This is a genomic window from Streptomyces sp. NPDC055749 (assembly GCF_053617235.1).
In genome coordinates this window covers 142,520-158,766 of sequence record NZ_JBSHFH010000010.1, presented here as the reverse complement: position 1 = coordinate 158,766, position 16,247 = coordinate 142,520, and the positions used below count along the sequence as shown (strand labels likewise).

14 protein-coding genes are annotated in these 16,247 nt (G+C 71.8%); 7 read left to right on the top strand and 7 right to left on the bottom strand.

All coding sequences use genetic code 11. The features are described from left to right. Positions 1–2: 2 nt before the first annotated feature. From ligA to ACWGO0_RS10535, 4 genes are all read left to right on the top strand, one after another. A complete protein-coding gene (gene ligA / locus ACWGO0_RS10550; RefSeq protein WP_453531084.1) occupies positions 3–2,090 on the top strand; it encodes an NAD-dependent DNA ligase LigA in 2,088 nt (695 codons plus the stop codon). A gap of 105 nt (positions 2,091–2,195) precedes the next feature. Further along, entirely contained in the window at positions 2,196–2,999 is an 804-nt protein-coding gene (locus ACWGO0_RS10545) for a rod shape-determining protein (protein ID WP_453531081.1), read from the top strand. Between the two features lie 637 nt (positions 3,000–3,636). Further along, positions 3,637–5,931, top strand: coding sequence for a protein translocase subunit SecD (gene secD / locus ACWGO0_RS10540; RefSeq protein WP_453531078.1), 2,295 nt, complete (start codon positions 3,637–3,639; stop codon positions 5,929–5,931). A gap of 92 nt (positions 5,932–6,023) precedes the next feature. Continuing rightward, positions 6,024–6,329, top strand: a complete 306-nt coding sequence (locus tag ACWGO0_RS10535; protein ID WP_453531076.1) for a 4a-hydroxytetrahydrobiopterin dehydratase — start codon at positions 6,024–6,026, stop codon at positions 6,327–6,329. A gap of 38 nt (positions 6,330–6,367) precedes the next feature. On the opposite strand, the gene ACWGO0_RS10530 is transcribed toward ACWGO0_RS10535, so the two are convergent. Then, on the bottom strand, positions 6,368–7,330 hold the full coding sequence (locus ACWGO0_RS10530) for a LysR family transcriptional regulator (protein WP_453531073.1): 963 nt from the start codon (positions 7,328–7,330) through the stop codon (positions 6,368–6,370). Positions 7,331–7,421: 91 nt separating this feature from the next. Between ACWGO0_RS10530 and ACWGO0_RS10525 the strand changes: the two genes are divergently transcribed. Then, entirely contained in the window at positions 7,422–8,162 is a 741-nt protein-coding gene (locus tag ACWGO0_RS10525; protein ID WP_453531070.1) for a class I SAM-dependent methyltransferase, read from the top strand. Between the two features lie 25 nt (positions 8,163–8,187). Here the strand turns inward: ACWGO0_RS10525 and ACWGO0_RS10520 are convergent, their stop codons facing one another. After that, complete coding sequence (locus ACWGO0_RS10520) at positions 8,188–9,039, bottom strand: NmrA family transcriptional regulator (RefSeq protein WP_453531067.1); 852 nt, start codon at positions 9,037–9,039, stop codon at positions 8,188–8,190. A gap of 81 nt (positions 9,040–9,120) precedes the next feature. On the opposite strand from ACWGO0_RS10520, the gene ACWGO0_RS10515 reads away from it, so the two are divergent. Together ACWGO0_RS10515 and ACWGO0_RS10510 are read left to right on the top strand one after the other, a co-directional pair. Further along, the gene (locus ACWGO0_RS10515; RefSeq protein WP_453531065.1) at positions 9,121–10,110 is read left to right on the top strand and encodes an AraC family transcriptional regulator; all 990 of its coding nucleotides are present in this window, start codon (positions 9,121–9,123) and stop codon (positions 10,108–10,110) included. 20 nt (positions 10,111–10,130) lie between these two features. Further along, positions 10,131–11,030, top strand: a complete 900-nt coding sequence (locus ACWGO0_RS10510; protein WP_453531062.1) for a class I SAM-dependent methyltransferase — start codon at positions 10,131–10,133, stop codon at positions 11,028–11,030. Between the two features lie 34 nt (positions 11,031–11,064). Here ACWGO0_RS10510 and ACWGO0_RS10505 read toward each other — a convergent pair whose 3' ends face one another. The 5 genes from ACWGO0_RS10505 to ACWGO0_RS10485 all read right to left on the bottom strand — a co-directional run bounded on the left by ACWGO0_RS10505 (position 11,065) and on the right by ACWGO0_RS10485 (position 16,155). After that, on the bottom strand, positions 11,065–11,661 hold the full coding sequence (locus tag ACWGO0_RS10505; protein ID WP_453531059.1) for a hypothetical protein: 597 nt from the start codon (positions 11,659–11,661) through the stop codon (positions 11,065–11,067). Between the two features lie 79 nt (positions 11,662–11,740). Further along, positions 11,741–12,214, bottom strand: a complete 474-nt coding sequence (locus ACWGO0_RS10500) for an RICIN domain-containing protein (protein WP_453531056.1) — start codon at positions 12,212–12,214, stop codon at positions 11,741–11,743. Between the two features lie 100 nt (positions 12,215–12,314). After that, entirely contained in the window at positions 12,315–13,151 is an 837-nt protein-coding gene (locus ACWGO0_RS10495) for an aldo/keto reductase (protein WP_453531053.1), read from the bottom strand. A gap of 89 nt (positions 13,152–13,240) precedes the next feature. Then, the gene (locus tag ACWGO0_RS10490; RefSeq protein WP_453531050.1) at positions 13,241–15,040 is read right to left on the bottom strand and encodes an AMP-dependent synthetase/ligase; all 1,800 of its coding nucleotides are present in this window, start codon (positions 15,038–15,040) and stop codon (positions 13,241–13,243) included. A 227-nt stretch (positions 15,041–15,267) separates the two neighbouring features. Further along, a complete protein-coding gene (locus tag ACWGO0_RS10485; protein WP_453531047.1) occupies positions 15,268–16,155 on the bottom strand; it encodes a LysR substrate-binding domain-containing protein in 888 nt (295 codons plus the stop codon). Positions 16,156–16,247: the final 92 nt, after the last annotated feature.

Sequence of the window (16,247 nt, the reverse complement as noted above, 5' to 3'; positions counted from 1 at the left end):
GCATGACGACGAACTCAGCTGTTGTGCTCGCCGACGCGCCCGCGTACGCCGCCGCTGTCGACCAGGCCGCGCAGGCCGCCGCCGCGTACTACGCCACGGGCGAGAGCACGCTCGACGACGACGCGTACGACCGCCTGGCACGGGGGATCGCCGCCTACGAGGAAGAGCACCCCCAGGACGTGCTGGACGCGTCCCCCACGGGCAAGGTCGCGGGTGGCGCCGTCGTCGGGGACGTACCCCACACCGTCCCCATGCTCTCCCTGGACAACGTCTTCTCCGCCGAGCAGTTCGTCACCTGGACCGCTTCCCTGGAGCGGCGCATCGGCAGACCCGTCGCCGCCTGGAGCGTGGAGCCGAAGCTCGACGGTCTGGCCATCGCCGCGCGCTACCAGGAAGGCCGGCTGGAACGGCTGATCACCCGGGGCGACGGGACCGCGGGCGAGGACGTGTCGCATGCGATCGGCACCGTCATGGGCCTGCCCGAGCGGCTCGGCACCCCGGTGACGATCGAGGTGCGCGGCGAGATCCTCATGACCGACGAGCAGTTCGAACAGGCCAACACGGTGCGTACGGAGCACGGCGGCGCCCCCTTCGCCAACCCGCGCAACGGCGCGGCCGGCACCCTGCGCGCCAAGGACCGGCCCTACCGCGTCGAGATGACGTTCTTCGCGTACGGCGCGCTCCCGCTGCCCGGTTCCGGCGAACTGACCGGCACCCTGGCCGAACTCCCGCACAGCGAGGTCCTCGCGTACGTCTCGGGGCTCGGCGTGCACACGGCGGGGGACACGGAGGTGGCGCCGCGCACCGTCACCACGGTCGAGGAGGTGCAGGCCAGGGTGGAGGAAGTCGCCGCGCTGCGCGCCTCGTTGCCGTTCGGGATCGACGGCATCGTGATCAAGGCGGATTCGGCAGCCGATCAGCGCGAGGCGGGTTCCGGCACGCGGGCGCCGCGCTGGGCCATCGCGTACAAGCTTCCGGCCGTCGAGAAGGTCACCCGGCTCCTGGGCGTCGAGTGGAATGTCGGCCGTACCGGCATCATCGCGCCGCGCGCCGTCCTGGAGCCGGTCGAGATCGACGGATCGACCGTCAGCTTCGCGACCCTCCACAATCCGGCCGACATCACCCGGCGGGATCTGCGCCTGGGCGACCAGGTGATGGTCTACAAGGCGGGCGACATCATCCCCCGTATCGAGGCGCCCGTCGCCCATCTGCGGACCGGCGACGAGCAGCCGATCGAGTTTCCGGAGACCTGCCCGCAGTGCGGCTCCGAGATCGACACCAGCGAGCAGCGCTGGCGGTGCACGCGCGGGCGTAACTGCCGCCTGGTCGCCTCCGTTTCGTACGCGGCGGGCCGCGACCAGCTCGATATCGAGGGCCTCGGCTCCACCCGGGTCGTGCAGCTCGTCGACGCCGGACTGGTCGCCGACTTCGCCGACCTCTTCACCCTGGAACGCGAGCAGCTGCTCGCCCTGGACCGGATGGGCGAGACGTCCACGGACAATCTGCTGGCCGCCATCGAGACGGCCCGCAGCCGCCCGCTGTCCCGGGTGTTCTGCGCCCTCGGGGTACGCGGCACGGGGCGTTCCATGTCCCGGCGGATCGCCCGGTACTTCGCCACCATGGACCGCATCGTCGCCGCGGACGTCGAGACGCTTCAACTGGTCGACGGCATCGGCAAGGAGAAGGCGGCGGGCGTGGTCGTGGAGCTGGCCGAGCTCGCCCCGCTGATCGGGAAGCTGGTGAACGCCGGGGTCAACATGACGGAGCCCGGTGCGACGCCGCCGCCGGAGCCCGGATCGGAACAGGACGCGGGTGAAACGCGGTCGGAGCTGCCGCTCGACGGGATGACGGTGGTGGTCACCGGGGCCATGACCGGTCCGCTGGAGAAGCTGTCCCGCAACCAGATGAACGAGCTGATCGAGCGTGCGGGCGGGAAGTCCTCATCCAGTGTCTCCAAGCGGACGAGTCTCCTGGTCGCGGGGGAGAAGGCCGGTTCCAAGCGGACCAAGGCAGAGGATCTCGGGGTCCGGATCGCGGCTCCGGACGAGTTCGCCGAGCTGGTCGAGGCGTTTCTCGCCACGGAGGTCTGAGGGAGCAGCCCTTTGATTCCTTGAGGAAGTGGCGTTCTTCGCCCCGGTATTGCATAGTGAAGGATCGATCAAGCCTCGCTATCAGCGGGCCGGGGGTGAGGGGCGATGAGTTCTTTGCGCGAAGGGCGGCGACACGGCCGGCCGGTTCACCGGCGGCAGGCCATGCGGGGCCTCGCCATCGATCTCGGCAGCTCCCGGACCCGGGCATGGGTCCCGGGGCGTGGGCTCGTCCTCGACCCCGTGACGGAAGACCCCTCCGGGCGGCCCGTCCGGCGCGGGCGCATCGTCGACCCCGAATCCTGCGGCAGACTGCTCGGCCGCATCGCCGACGCGGCGCTGGGGCCCGACCGGAGCGACACCGTGATGGTCCTCAGCCATCCGGTCCTCGCCGGAGCCGGGCACCGGGCGGCTGCGCGGGAACTCCTCACCGCGCTCGGTCCGGCCCGCGTCGTCGTACTCGACAGCGCCAGGGCCGCCGCAGCGTACGCCGACCCCCGGGGCGGCGGTCCGCTGCTCGTCATCGACATGGGCGCCGAACTGACCGAAGTCACCCTGCTCGTCGACGGGATGGTCGCCGACGCCCGGCAGGCGGAGTCCGGCCTCAGTGATCCGGCGGCGGACTCCGTGCCCGGCGCAGTCGTCCGTTCCGTACTGGACATGATCATGTCGATGTGGCGGCAGGACCGGCACGGAGCGCTCCGCGGCGCCCTGCGCAAGGGACCTCTGCTGGCCGGCGGCGGGGCCATGCGCCCCGACATCACCAACCGGATCGCGGTCCGCCTCGGGGTGCCGGTCCGCCTCGCCGACGACCCGTCGACCGCGGTCGTGCGCGGCGCCGGACTGATTCTCGGCTCCGTCCTGCGCCATCCGGGCACGACGCCCGCCGCCCTTCCCGGCCGACCGAGGTGACCCCCCTCCCGGGGGCGTCCCCGGGCAGACCCCAATCCCGGACCGCGGGCGCCCGGCACATCCTGGCCGCGCTCCTCCTCACCGTCCTCGCACTCGTCGGCGGCGCCCCCGCAGCAGCGGCGGCCGGTCTCCCGGCCCACGCCTCCGCGGGCCCGGCATCCACCGCCCACGCACCCGCCGCACACCCGCCGGCCCAGCACACCGACCGGACGGCGCGCCCGGGACACCCCCACGACACCCGCCGCTCCCGCACGCTCGCACCGGCTGCCCAGGAGCCCCGCCAACCGCAGCCCTCGGCAGCGTCCCTGCCCCGTCGCGCAGGCGCACCCGGCGGCGACCCGGCGGGACCGCCCCGCGCCGGCACCGAACGCCCCCACACCTCCCCATGTCCTCCGGCGCCCGGCCACCTCGCCCTGCCGCCGTGTCCGCACCGTACGGCCGTGCCGCGCGCCACCGGGCCGCGGACGGCCGACGCTCCCGTCCTCGCTCCCGGCCGCGCCTGCGCCGCGCTGCCCGGTGTACGGGGTCCTCCCGCAGGTTCCACCGGTCGGCCGACCGGTCCACGGACCTGTTCCATCGCGCAGCCGTTCCGTCCTCGCTGAGGTGAGGGCGGCCGGCGCCCCCTCGGAGGATTCCCATGACTCGCGCCACCACGGTGCGAGCGGTTCTGGCTGCCGCCGTACTGCTCGTCTCCGTGTACATCACGCTGACCATGTCACCCGCACTCGGCCTCGATCTGCGGGGCGGCACCCGCATGGTGCTCCAGGCCAAGGATTCCGGTACCGCGGTCGCGGACCGGGAGAGCACCGACCGCACCCTGGAGGTGCTCCGCCAGCGCATCGACTCCCTCGGCGTCGCCGAGCCGACGCTGACCCGCTCCGGCGAGGACCGGATCATCGTCGAACTACCCGACGTACAGGACCCCCGCAAGGCCGCCGACGTACTCGGCAGAACCGCCCAGCTGACCTTCCACGCCGTGCAAGGAGCGGGTACCCCGGCGAAGGAGGGCGACAAGGGCACGGTGTCCCTGCCCGACGAACAGGGCCGCCTCCTCGCGCTCGGCCCCGCACAGCTCTCCGGCGCCGGAGTGAAGGACGCCACCGCCGTCTTCGACGCCCAGCAGGGCGCCGGCTGGACCGTGGACCTCGATTTCCACAAGGACGCGGCCCGGCACTGGACCGGGCTGACCGGCCAGGCCGCCTGCCACCCCGTCCAGGACGACCGGCGCCGGGTGGCCATCGTCCTGGACCAGCAGGTGATCTCCTCGCCGCAGGTCGACCCCTCGGTCGGCTGCGACGTCGGCATCCCGTCCGGATCGACCCGCATCACCGGTTCCTTCTCGGCCGACGAGGCCCGCGAACTCGCGCTGCTCGTCAAGGGCGGCGCACTGCCCGTCCCCGTCGAGATCGTCGAACAGCGGACCGTCGGTCCGACGCTGGGCGCCGCCGCCATCGAGGCCAGCGCCGCCGCGGCCCTCATCGGAGCCACCGCCACCGCCCTCTTCATCACCTTCGTGTACCGGCTCTTCGGCGCGCTCGCCGCCGTCGCCCTCGCCGCGTACGGAGTCATCTCGTACGCCGCGCTGGTGGCCCTCGGCGTCACCCTCACACTCCCCGGGCTCGCCGGATTCGTCCTCGCGATCGGGATGGCGGTCGATGCCAACGTCCTTGTCTTCGAGCGGGCCCGCGAGGAGTGCGCGGCCCGCCCGGGGCGTTCCCTGCGCTCCGCGCTCGCCGCCGGATTCCGTAACGCCCGCAGCGCCGTGGCCGACTCGAACATCACCACCCTCATCGCGGCGGGACTCCTCTTCCTCCTGGGCTCAGGACCCGTCAAGGGCTTCGGCGTCACGCTCGCCATCGGTGTGCTCGCCTCGATGTTCTCCGCGCTCGTCATCGCCCGCGCGCTCACCGAGACGGCCGCCCGCTCGCGGTTCGTCAGCGACTTCCGGGGCGTCAACGGCATCGCACGCCCCGGCCGCGTACGGACGTGGCTGACCCGCCGTGATCCGCGGCTGTTCGCGTCACCGCGCCGGTGGCTGATGATCTCCACGGCGCTCGTCGCCCTCGCCGTGCTCGGCATCGTCGTGCGCGGGGTCGGCCTCGGCGTCGAGTTCACCGGTGGCCGTCTCGTCGAGTACTCCACCAGCCGTCCCGTCGACGTGGACACCGCCCGCACGGCCCTCGCCGCCGCGGGCTTCGGCGACGCCGAGGTCACCACAGCGGGCGCGGGGGACCTCTCCGTACGCACCGGGGAACTCGACAACGACGGGGAGCACGCACTGCGTGCCGCGCTGGCCGAGGAGGGCGGGCAGACGGTCAAGGTGCGCGACGAGCTGATCGGCCCCAGCCTCGGGGACGAACTGCGGCGCAACGCCCTGATCGCCCTCGCCGTCGCCGTGTGCGTCCAGCTCGCCTACCTGGCCGTCCGGTTCCGCTGGACGTTCGCCGTGGCGTCGGTCGGGGCACTGGTCCACGACATCGTCGTACTCGTCGGCGCCTTCGCCTGGCTTGGGCGTACCGTCGACGGCATCTTCCTGGCGGCCCTGCTCACCGTCATCGGCTACTCCGTCAACGACTCGGTGGTCGTCTTCGACCGGGTCCGGGAACTGTGGGCGAAGAACCGGGGCCTGCCGCTCGCCACGGTCGCCGACCGGGCGGTCCTCCAGACCGTCCCCAGAACCGTCAACACCGGCATGGGCGCGCTCTTCATCCTCATCGCGCTCGCCGTCCTCGGCGGCGACTCGCTGGCGGACTTCGCGCTCGCCCTGCTCATCGGGGTCTGCGTGGGTACGTACTCCTCGGTGCTCACCGCCGTGCCGCTCGCCCTCGTCCTGGAAAGGAGCAGCAAGGCCCCGCCGCCCGTCGGCGCTTCCAAGCGCCGGACGGCACCGGCGGCGCGCCGTGACCCGCTCGACAATGGTGCCAGGGTCTGACGCCGTCGCCGTGTCAATCGCGGCGGCTGCCGCACGGAGACCGTAACGTCACGGGCACCGTTGATCCGCCGTCGCAGTCAGGGAGCCGTGTCATGCCCGATGAACCGCTGTCGCAGCAAGAGATCGAGGCACGCCTTGGTGACCTGCCAGGCTGGGCGTTGGAGGGGAGCCGGATCACCCGCGGATACCGGCTCCCCTCGCACTTCGCCGCCGCTGCCATGACCGTCCATGTCGCGCAGATCCAGGAGGAGCTCGGGCACCACTCGGACCTCACGCTCGGCTACAACACCGTCGCCCTGTCCGTGAACACCCACTCCGCGGGCGGCGCGGTCACCGAGAAGGACCTGACCCTGGCGACGCGGGTGGAGGCCATCGCCCCCGCACACGGCGCCCAGTGACACCCGGCGCCGCGCCCCACGTCACGCGTGCTCGTGACTCAGGGCGTGGCGCCGAACCGGGGATGCGCGGCGAGCCAGCCCGTATAGCTGTCGCTGCGCGCCACCGCCTCCGCGTACGCCGCCCGGGTGTGGCCGATCACCGCGACGGCCGCGGCGTCGGCGGCCGGTGAACGCGGATGCCAGCCGAGCAGATGACGCCAGCTCAGCGGGGAACCGGCGATCGGCCGGGTGACGAGACCGGGCGTCGGCGGGAACGTCGCCCGGCACAGCCCCACCGCCCGCCCCACCTGCACCAGATGGACGACGGACGCCGTGTCCGTCTCGTACACCGACATCGGGGTGAATCCGGCCCGGGCGCACGCGGTCGCGAAGCAGTCCGCGAAGCAGCCGTCACCGGGGACGTCCGCCCAGCACTCGTCGGCCAGCGCGGACAGCTCCAGCTCGGTCCTGCCCGCCAGGGGATGGGTCTCCGGCAGCATCACGAACACCGGGTCGACGCCGACGACCTGCCAGCTGAGCCGGTCCGGCTCGGGCGGCGGACTCTCGCCGCACGCGCCGATCAGCGCGAAGTCGAGCCGTCCGCCGATCAGCAGCGTGGCGATCTCGGCCACCGACCAGGTGGTGTACGTGGACACGGGCGCCGTCGGGTGGGCGGCGGCCAGCCGGTCGACGAGTCCGCCGAGCAGCGGGCCGTGCGTCCCGCCGAGCCGGAAGCGTTCCATCGCACCCCAGGCGTGGGCGAACCGCACCGCCTCCTCCTGGAGTTCGCTCACTGCCGGCAGCCCCACCCTGGCCCGTTCGAGCACCAGCTCGCCCAGCGGCGTGGGCCGGGAGCCCGTGTGGTCCCGGTCGAAGAGCGGTCCGCCGAGTGCCTTCTCGATCCGCCGCAACTGGGCGCTGAGTGCCGGCTGCGCCAGCCCCAGGGAGGCGGCGGCCTTGGTCAGGCTTCCGGTGTCGGCGATGGCACGTACGGTCCGCAGATGGCGCAACTCCAGCTCCATAAACGCAAGTTATGGTCAGGGCGACGCGGCGGCAATATGCGCGTGTCCTTTCTGCCCCGCGATGTCAGACCTGTGTTCTAGAGTCATTCACGTGCTGGACTACAACACCGAGGCAGCGGTCTACGACACCACGCGCGGCGGCGTGCCCCGCGCCGAGGCAGCGGCTCGCGCCGTCCTCGGCCTGATCCCGCCCACGGCCCGCATCCTGCTCGACATCGGCTGCGGTACGGGGCTCGTGACCGAGCGCATAGCGCTGGGCCGCCCCGGACTCCGGGTGATCGGCGCCGACGCCTCGCCCGGCATGGCGCGGATGGCGCACCAGCGGGTCGGCGCGGTGGCACTCGCAGACGTACGGCGGCTTCCGCTGGCCGCCGGGTCCGTCGACGCCGTCAGCGCGGTCTGGCTGCTGCACCTGCTGAGGTCCGAGGGCGCCGTGCGGGCCGTGGTGGCGGAAGCGGCCAGGGTCCTGGGGCCGGGCGGAGTCTTCGTCACCACGGTCGACAAGGACGAGGGGCACGACGTGGGAAGCGACATCGACGAGCTCTTCGCCCCGTACCTCACCTCGGACCCCTCGGACGGTGCGGAGAGGGTCGGCGGATACGGGGCGCTGTACGGCCTGGAGCCGGTGGGGGAGGCGCGGTTCTCCGGCCACGGCCAGGGACGCTCACCGCTCGACACGGCGCGGGCCGTGCGCCGTGGGAAGTTCGCCTCGCGCCTCCACCTTCCCGGGGACGCGGCCGAACGGCTCGCGATGCGGCTCACCGGCCTGCCGGAGCCCGACAGACCGCGCACCGACCCCGAGTACCGGCTGCTGGCATTCCGCCGCAGCTGACAGCACCCGGGGCCCGCCGCCCTTCTCACACCTGCCAGACGCCGTCCTCCGCGGCCTCCCGTGCGAACGTGCCGAAGTCCTTCGGGTCCCGGCCGAGAGCCTGCTTCACCCCGTCCGTCGTCACTGCGTTGTGCCCGTCAAGCAGCATCGTGAACAGCTCGGCCAGGAAGCCCGCTTCGGGTCCCGGCATGCCGTACTCCACCAGCCCCGCCGCGTACTCGTCCCCGCTCACCGGCACGTACCGCATCTCACGCCCCGTCACGGCGGCGATCTCCGCGGCAACTTCGTCGAAGGTCAGCAGCCGGGGGCCGGTCAGTTCGTGCACGGCCTCGGCCCCGCCGTCTCCGGTGAGCGCGGCGACGACCACGTCCGCCAGGTCGTCGGCGTCCACGAACGGCTCGGCGGTGGTCCCGCCCGGGAACACCAGCTCGCCGCCCAGCACCCCGTCCAGCAGGGCGCCCTCACTGAAGTTCTGCGTGAAGAACGCCGACCGCACGACGGTGAGCGCCACGCCGGGAGCCGCCGCACGCAACGCCTCCTCCGCGACCACGGCCTGCGGCTCGCCGCGACCGGAAAGCAGCACCACCCTCCGTACACCGCTCCGCTCCGCGATCCGGCCGAAAGCATCCATGGCCTCCGCCGCGCCGGGCGCCGCGAGATCCGGGTAGTACGTCACGTACGCCGCATCCGCGCCGCGCAGCGCCGCCTCCCAGCCGGACTCGTCCTCCCAGTCGAACGGCACCCCGCCGCTGCGCGAGCCCGACCTCACCGGGACTCCGAGAGCGGTGAGCCGCTCCACCACCCGGCGGCCGGTCTTGCCCGTGCCGCTCGTCACCAGAACTGTTTCCTGCTTCAGGTTCTCCGTGTTCTTCGTCATGACTCAAGACTCGCGGGGCGGCGCCGCCCGCGACATCCTCGACCGTCTCGCCTCCATGCGCGTGCGTCTACGCTGGCGCGCATGGACGCACTCGCCGGACTGCTGGACGGGCCACGGGCCAGAGGCGCCTTCCTGCTGCGCATGGTCATGGAGCCGCCCTGGTCGGTAGGGATCGAGGACCGGGCCCCGCTCTGTCTGATGTCCATGACCCGGGGCGAGGCATGGATCGTCCCCGCCGACGGGGCGGCGCCCGTCCTCCTGCGCCCCGGAGACATCGCGATCGCGCGCGGCCCGGAGCCGTACACGGTGGCCGATGAGCCCGGCACCTCCCCGCGGTCCCGCATCGGTCCGGGCGGCGTCTGCACCACGCTGTACGGGGAGCCGCTCGCCGAGTCCATGAGTCTCGGCGTACGCACCTGGGGCAACGCCCCCGACGGGTCGGCGACGATGCTCGTCGGGACCTACCTCCTGGAGGGCGAGATCAGCCGGCGGCTCCTCGACTCCCTGCCCGCGCTGCTCGTCCTGCGCGCCGATGCCAGGACCGGGCCGCTGCTGCGTCTCCTCGACGACGAGATCTCCCAGGACGAGCCCGGCCAGAGCGTCGTCCTGGACCGGCTGCTGGATCTGCTGCTGATCGCCGGCCTCCGCACCTGGTTCGCCCGGCCGGGAGGCGAGGCTCCGGCCTGGTACGTGGCCATGGGCGACCCGGTCGTCGGACACGCGCTGCGGCTGCTCCAGAACGATCCGGCCCATCCGTGGACGGTGGCGGGCCTGGCCGCCGCGACCGGAGTCTCCCGGGCGGCGCTGGCCCGCCGCTTCACCGAACTGGTCGGGGAGCCCCCGATGGCGTATCTGACGGGCTGGCGCTTCGCCGTCGCCGCCGATCTGCTGCGGGGGACCGACGCCACGGTGGAGGCCGTGGCACGGAAGGTCGGCTACAGCGGCTCCTTCGCCTTCAGCGCCGCCTTCAAACGCGTCCGGGGCATGAGCCCGCAGGAGTACCGCGGCGGGCCGCCCGAGTCCCTGGATCACGGCTTGCCGAACCGGCAACAAAGTTCGACCGGGGCGTGAATCCCGGGCACGCTGACGCCATGACCAAGCACACGGAGCACAGCCACAGCCACGGCCACAGCCACAGCCACGACTCCGTCGACTTCGACTGGGACGTGATGGGTCCCAGGCTGGAGCAGGAGGGCGAGCTCGGCATGGGGCAGTACCGGGAAGCCGCACGCTGGATCGCCGGTCTCCCCTCGGCCCCGACGGTGCGCCGCGTCCTCGACGTCGGCAGTGGCCCCGGCGTCGTCACCTGTCTGCTCGCCGAGGTCTTCCCGGAGGCCGAGGTCGTCGCCGTGGACGGCACCCCGGCCCTCCTGGAGCGGGCGAGCGCCCGTGCGCGGCGGCTCGGCCTGCGGGACAGGGTCCGGACCCTCCACGCCGAACTCCCCGAAGATCTCGGCAAGCTGGACGAGGCCGATCTGATCTGGGCGGGCAACTCCCTGCACCACATGGGCGACCAGCGCGGCGTCCTGGCCGGCTTCGCCGGACTGCTGCGCCCCGGCGGCGCCGTCGCGCTCGTCGAGGGCGGGCTGCCGACCCGTCAGCTGCCCCGCGACATCGGCTTCGGCAGGCCAGGTCTCGAGGCCCGGCTCGACGCGGTCCAGGCGGACTGGTTCGCGGACATGCGGGCGTCGCTGCCGGACGCAAAGCAGGAGACCGAGGACTGGAACGCCCTGTTCACCGCGGTCGGCCTGGAGCCGCACGCCCCGCGCAGCTTCCTGCTCGACCTGCCGGCGCCGATCTCCGCGACCGCCCGCGAGTACGTCGTCGCGAGCTTCGCCCGCCAGCGCGAGGGATTCGCGGAACGGCTGTCGGCCGAGGACATCGCCGTACTCGACCGGCTCCTCGACCCGGAGGACCCGGCCGGGCTGCACCACCGCGAGGACGTCTTCGTACTCTCGGCCCGGACGGTGCACCTGGCCAGGAAGGCGTAGGCCGGACACTCCCTGGCGACTGCCGTTCAGGGGATCAGTGCCCGCCCCGCGGCTCGACGCAGCCGCCCTCCATGTACGGGCCGTGGGCCTCGACGTTCAGGGGCGGGCCCACTCCGCCGCTGACGCACGGGACGCCACCGGGAACGGACAGGCTGAAGCCGAGCGCGTGCCCGGAGCCGTAGACCTGGGTGCCCTCGGCCGGATAGCCGAGGTCTTCCAGGACGGCTCGCACGGCCTGCTCGTTCGACGGGCCCGACCCGCCGGTCTCGCGCAGGGCGTCGGTGATCCGGTCGGCGTGGGCCTTCCCCCGGCACTGTGCCTCCGGCTTGAGCGGCATCTGCCGCTTGAACGCGTGGTTCTCGGCGTAACGGTCCGCCTCGGGGTTCGCGGGCTCCGTGGCTCCCGTCCGGCTGGGCGACGGGCTCGGGCTGCTGTCCGCACAGCGGGCCGCCACATCCGGGAACGTCCGGTCGTGCTTCGCGCGGGCCTCTTCGGCCTGCTTCTCGTAGTCCTGCGACGCGGACGGCTGCACGCCGGTCGACGAGGCACCTGGTGAACCATCGACGCGTTCGGAGCCGCAGCCGGTCAGCAGAAGCAGACCGGCAGCCACGGCCAGCGGTAGACGTTTCACGGAGGCACTCCATTTCCCGTACGACAAGGGCCGCTCGATTGTGGGACGAACGGATTGTCGCGGTCATGAGTACGCGTACTCAGGGGTGTGCCACCGGCTCCAACTGCCACCACTGGCCGGGGGAGTCGGTGTCCTCCCACTGCTGGACGTTGGCCCCGTCGTCCGTGCTTCCTCCGGCGACCTCCAGGACGAGTCCGCTGATGAAACTCACCAGGGTCACCGTGCCCGGTGTCTCCAGGTGCTGTTCGATCAGCCACTCCTGGGCGCCGAAGTTGTTGGCCCGCCACTGCTGGATGTTCGCGCCGTTCTCCATGGAGGCGTTGGCGACGTCCAGGCGTTTGCCGCTGTTCGCGTTGACCAGGTGGTAGAGGGCCGCACCCTCGTGCACGGGCGAGAGCTCCCAGTGCTGCGCGGCCGACCCCGTCTCCTTGCCCTGCTGCACATTGGCGCCGCCGCCCTTCGCCGCGCCGTACACCTCCAGCAGCAGCCCGCTGGCCACATTGCGCAGGCGGTACAGGCCCGCTTCCACGACGGGCGCGGTGTCCCCGCTCATGTTCAGGTCTCCTTCGGCGTGTTCGGACAGCGGCGTTCGGTATCCGCCCGTGCGACGGCGCCCCCACCGTCTTCACGGTGGGGGCGCCGGGATGCGTGACTCAGGCGTCGTAGGCGAATTCGGCCGGGTCCGGGCCGAGGCGCTTGCCCTCGTCCAGTGCGGCGAACGCTGCCAGGTCGTCGGCGTCCAGCTCGAAACCGAACACGTCCAGGTTCTCCACGATCCGCGACGGGGTCACGGACTTCGGGATCACCACGTTGCCCGTCTGGAGGTGCCAGCGAAGGACGACCTGTGCGGGCGTCCGGCCGTGCTTCCGGGCGATCGCGAGGACGGTCGGGACCTCCAGGAGGCCCTTGCCCTGACCCAGCGGCGACCACGCCTCGGTGGCGATGTCGTGCTTGGCGTGGAAGGCGCGCAGCTCGGCCTGCTGGAGCTGCGGGTGGAGCTCGACCTGGTTGATCACGGGGACCACGGAGGTCTCGGCGATCAGGCGTTCCAGGTGCGCGGGCAGGAAGTTCGACACGCCGATGGCCTTGGCGCGGCCGTCCGCGTGGATCTTCTCCAGGGCCTTGTACGTGTCCACGTACGCGTCCTTGACCGGAAGCGGCCAGTGGATCAGGTACAGGTCGACGTAGTCGAGACCGAGCTTGTCGAGCGAGGCGTCGAAAGCGCGCAGCGTCTTGTCGTATCCCTGCTGGCTGTTCCACAGCTTCGTGGTGACGAACAGCTCCTCGCGGGCGACACCGGAGGCGGCGACGGCCTTGCCCGTGCCCGTCTCGTTCTCGTAGATCGCGGCGGTGTCGATGCTCCGGTACCCGGACTCGATGGCTGTGGCCACCGCCTTCTCCGCCTCGTCGTCCGGCACCTGCCAGACACCGAAACCGAGCTGCGGCATTTCGACGCCGTTGTTGAGGGTGATGGAGGGGACCTGGCTCACGAGCGGTCGATCCTTACGTTGGTCGGTTGGTACTCCGTATTCCAACGATCAGGGAAGCACGCACATTCCCTCGGCGCCCGTCCATTCCCTCAGTGATAGAGCGCGTCGACCTCGGCCGCGTACGCCGTCTCGATCGCCTTGCGCTTCAGCTTCAGCGAAGGGGTGAGCAGACCGCGCTCCTCGGTGAACTGGTGCGCCAGGATCCGGAACGTACGGATCGACTCGGCCTGCGACACCGCCGTGTTGGCGGCCACCACGGCGCGGCGGACCTCCATCTCCAGATCCGGGTCCCGCACCAGTTCGCCCGGGTTCAGCGGCGTCCGGCCCTGCATGGCGAGCCAGTGGTCCACGGACTCCTGGTCCACGGTCACCAGCGCCGCGATGTACGGACGGTCGTTGCCGACGACGATGCACTGCGCCACCAGCGGATGCGCCCGCACCCGCTCCTCCAGACCGGCCGGCGACACGCTCTTGCCGCCCGAGGTCACCAGGATCTCCTTCTTCCGCCCGGTGATCGTCAGATAGCCGTCCTCGTCGAGCGCACCCAGATCGCCCGTGGCCAGCCAGCCGTCGTGGAGCACCGCGGAGGTGGACTTCGGATCGCCCAGGTAGCCGGAGAACACGTTGTCGCCGTGCAGCCAGATCTCGCCGTCCTCGGCGATGTGCACGGACGTGCCGGGGATCGGCTGCCCGACGGTGCCGTACCGGGTGCGTTCCGGCGGGTTCGCGGTCGCCGCCGCGGTGGACTCGGTCAGGCCGAACCCCTCGTACACGACGACGCCCGCGCCCGCGAAGAACAGTCCGAGCCGTCGGTCCATGCCCGAGCCGCCCGACATCGCGTGCCGCACCCGGCCGCCCATCGCGTCGCGGACCTTCTTGAAGACGACCTTGTCGAAGAACTGGTGCTGCATCCGCAGTCCGGCGGAGGGCCCGGGGCCCGTGCCGAACGCCCGGTGCTCCATGGCCTCCGCGTACTTCACCGCGACCTCGACGGCCTTCTCGAACGGTCCGAGCCTGCCCTCCGCCTCGGCCTTGCGCCGGGCTCCGTTGAAGACCTTCTCGAAGATGTACGGGACGGCGAGGATGAACGTCGGCCGGAACGAGACCAGGTCCGGCATCAGGGCGCTCGCCGAGAGCTCGGGCTGATGTCCCAGCTTCACCCGGCCGCGGATCGCGGCGATCTCCACCATCCGTCCGAAGACGTGGGCCAGCGGGAGGAAGAGCAGGGTCGCGGCCTCGTCGCCCGGCTTGGAGTGGAAGACCGGCTCCCACCTGCTGACCATGGTGTCCGACTCGAACATGAAATTGGCGTGCGTGGTCACACAGCCCTTCGGGCGGCCGGTGGTGCCCGAGGTGTAGATCACCGTCGCCACGGACTCGGGCGTCACGGCGCGCCGGTGCCGGTGCACCACCTCGTCGTCGATCTGCGCGCCCGCCGCGACCAGCTCGCCCACGGCGTCGGCGTCCAGCTGCCACAGCCGCTTCAGATGGGGGAGTCTGTCGACCACCGAGCCGATGGTCATGGCGTGGTCCTCGTGCTCGACCATGACGGCCGTGACCTCGGCGTCGTGGAGCATCCAGAGCACCTGCTCGGCCGATGACGTGGGGTAGATCGGTACGGACTGGGCACCGACGGTCCACACCGCGAAGTCGAAGACCGTCCACTCGTAGCGCGTACGGGACATCAGGGCGATGCGGTCGCCGAACCGTACGCCGTGGGCTATCAGCCCCTTGGCCAGGGCCAGCACCTCGTCGCGGAAGCTCGCGGCGGTGACATCGCGCCACTGCCCGGCCGCGTCCTTGCGCCCGAGCGCGATCCGGTGCGGATCGTCCTCGGCGTTGTCGAACACAGCATCGGCGAGACCGCCGACTTGGGGTGCGGTCGCCATGGGTGGGACAGTGAACTCGCGCAATGAACTGCTCCTCGTGGCCTCCGCACAGCGCCGCGACGCTACCCCACCGGGCGCCGTGGCGGGAGAGCGTGAAGCATTCGTAAAGCGTGGCATCTGCACAGGTCAGCCGCAGAAATCCGGCCAGATGGGCCAGGCACGGGCAGACTTCTGACCGCGGAGTAAGTGGCTTGCGCCCGAATCTCCACCGAATCTGTACACCGCGATCACTCCCACTCTGTGTGGTTATGCGGCCTTTCTCTGCCAATGGTCCCGCCGGCCAGGACCGCCGCGGCCAGGGCGTCCGCCGCCTCCTGTGCCCCGCCCCGGTGCCGGCCGTGCAGCAGGACGAAGTCCACGTCGCCGAGCTCCGGCAGGCCCGCCCTCGCGGGGACCGGGGCCAGCCCGGGCGGGATCAGCCCACGGGTGTGCGCCATGACGCCGAGGCCCGCGCGCGCCGCCGCGATGAGCCCGCTCAGGCTCGTGCTCGTGCACGACACCCGCCAGGAGCGGCCGTGCTCCTCCAGGACCTCCAGGGCACGGGCCCGTGTGATGCCGGGCGGCGGGAAGACGATCAGCGGCACCGGGCGCTCCGGATCGATCCGGAGCTGCGGCGCGCCGATCCAGGTCAGTGCGTCCCGCCAGACGAGCTCCCCGTGCGTGTCGCCCGTGCGCCGCTTGGCGAGCACGAGGTCGAGCCGGCCCGCCTCCAGCTGCTGGTGCAGCTTCCCGGACAGCTCCACGGTCAGTTCGAGCTCGACCTCCGGGTGGTCACGCCTGAACGACTCCAGGATCTCCGGGAGCCTGGTGAGGACGAAGTCCTCCGAGGCGCCGAAACGCAGCCGGCCGCGCAGCCGGGTGCCGGTGAAGAAGGCCGAAGCCCGCTCGTGCGCCTGAAGGATCGACCGGGCGAAGCCGAGCATCGCCTCGCCGTCCTCGGTGAGATCGACGCTGTGGGTGTCCCGGGAGAACAGCTGCCTGCCGGTCGCGTCCTCCAGCCGCCGCACATGCTGGCTGACCGTGGACTGACGGACGCCGAGTCTGCGGGCGGCCTGCGTGAAGCTCAGGGTCTGCGCGACGGCGAGAAAGGTACGGAGCTGGGCGGGGTCGTACATGGTGGCAGGTTATCGCGATCCGTGATGACAGTCAGAGCGGTATACCGGATTCCCGATTGCGGTGATCAAGAGCACGATGGGGAGGGCACGAC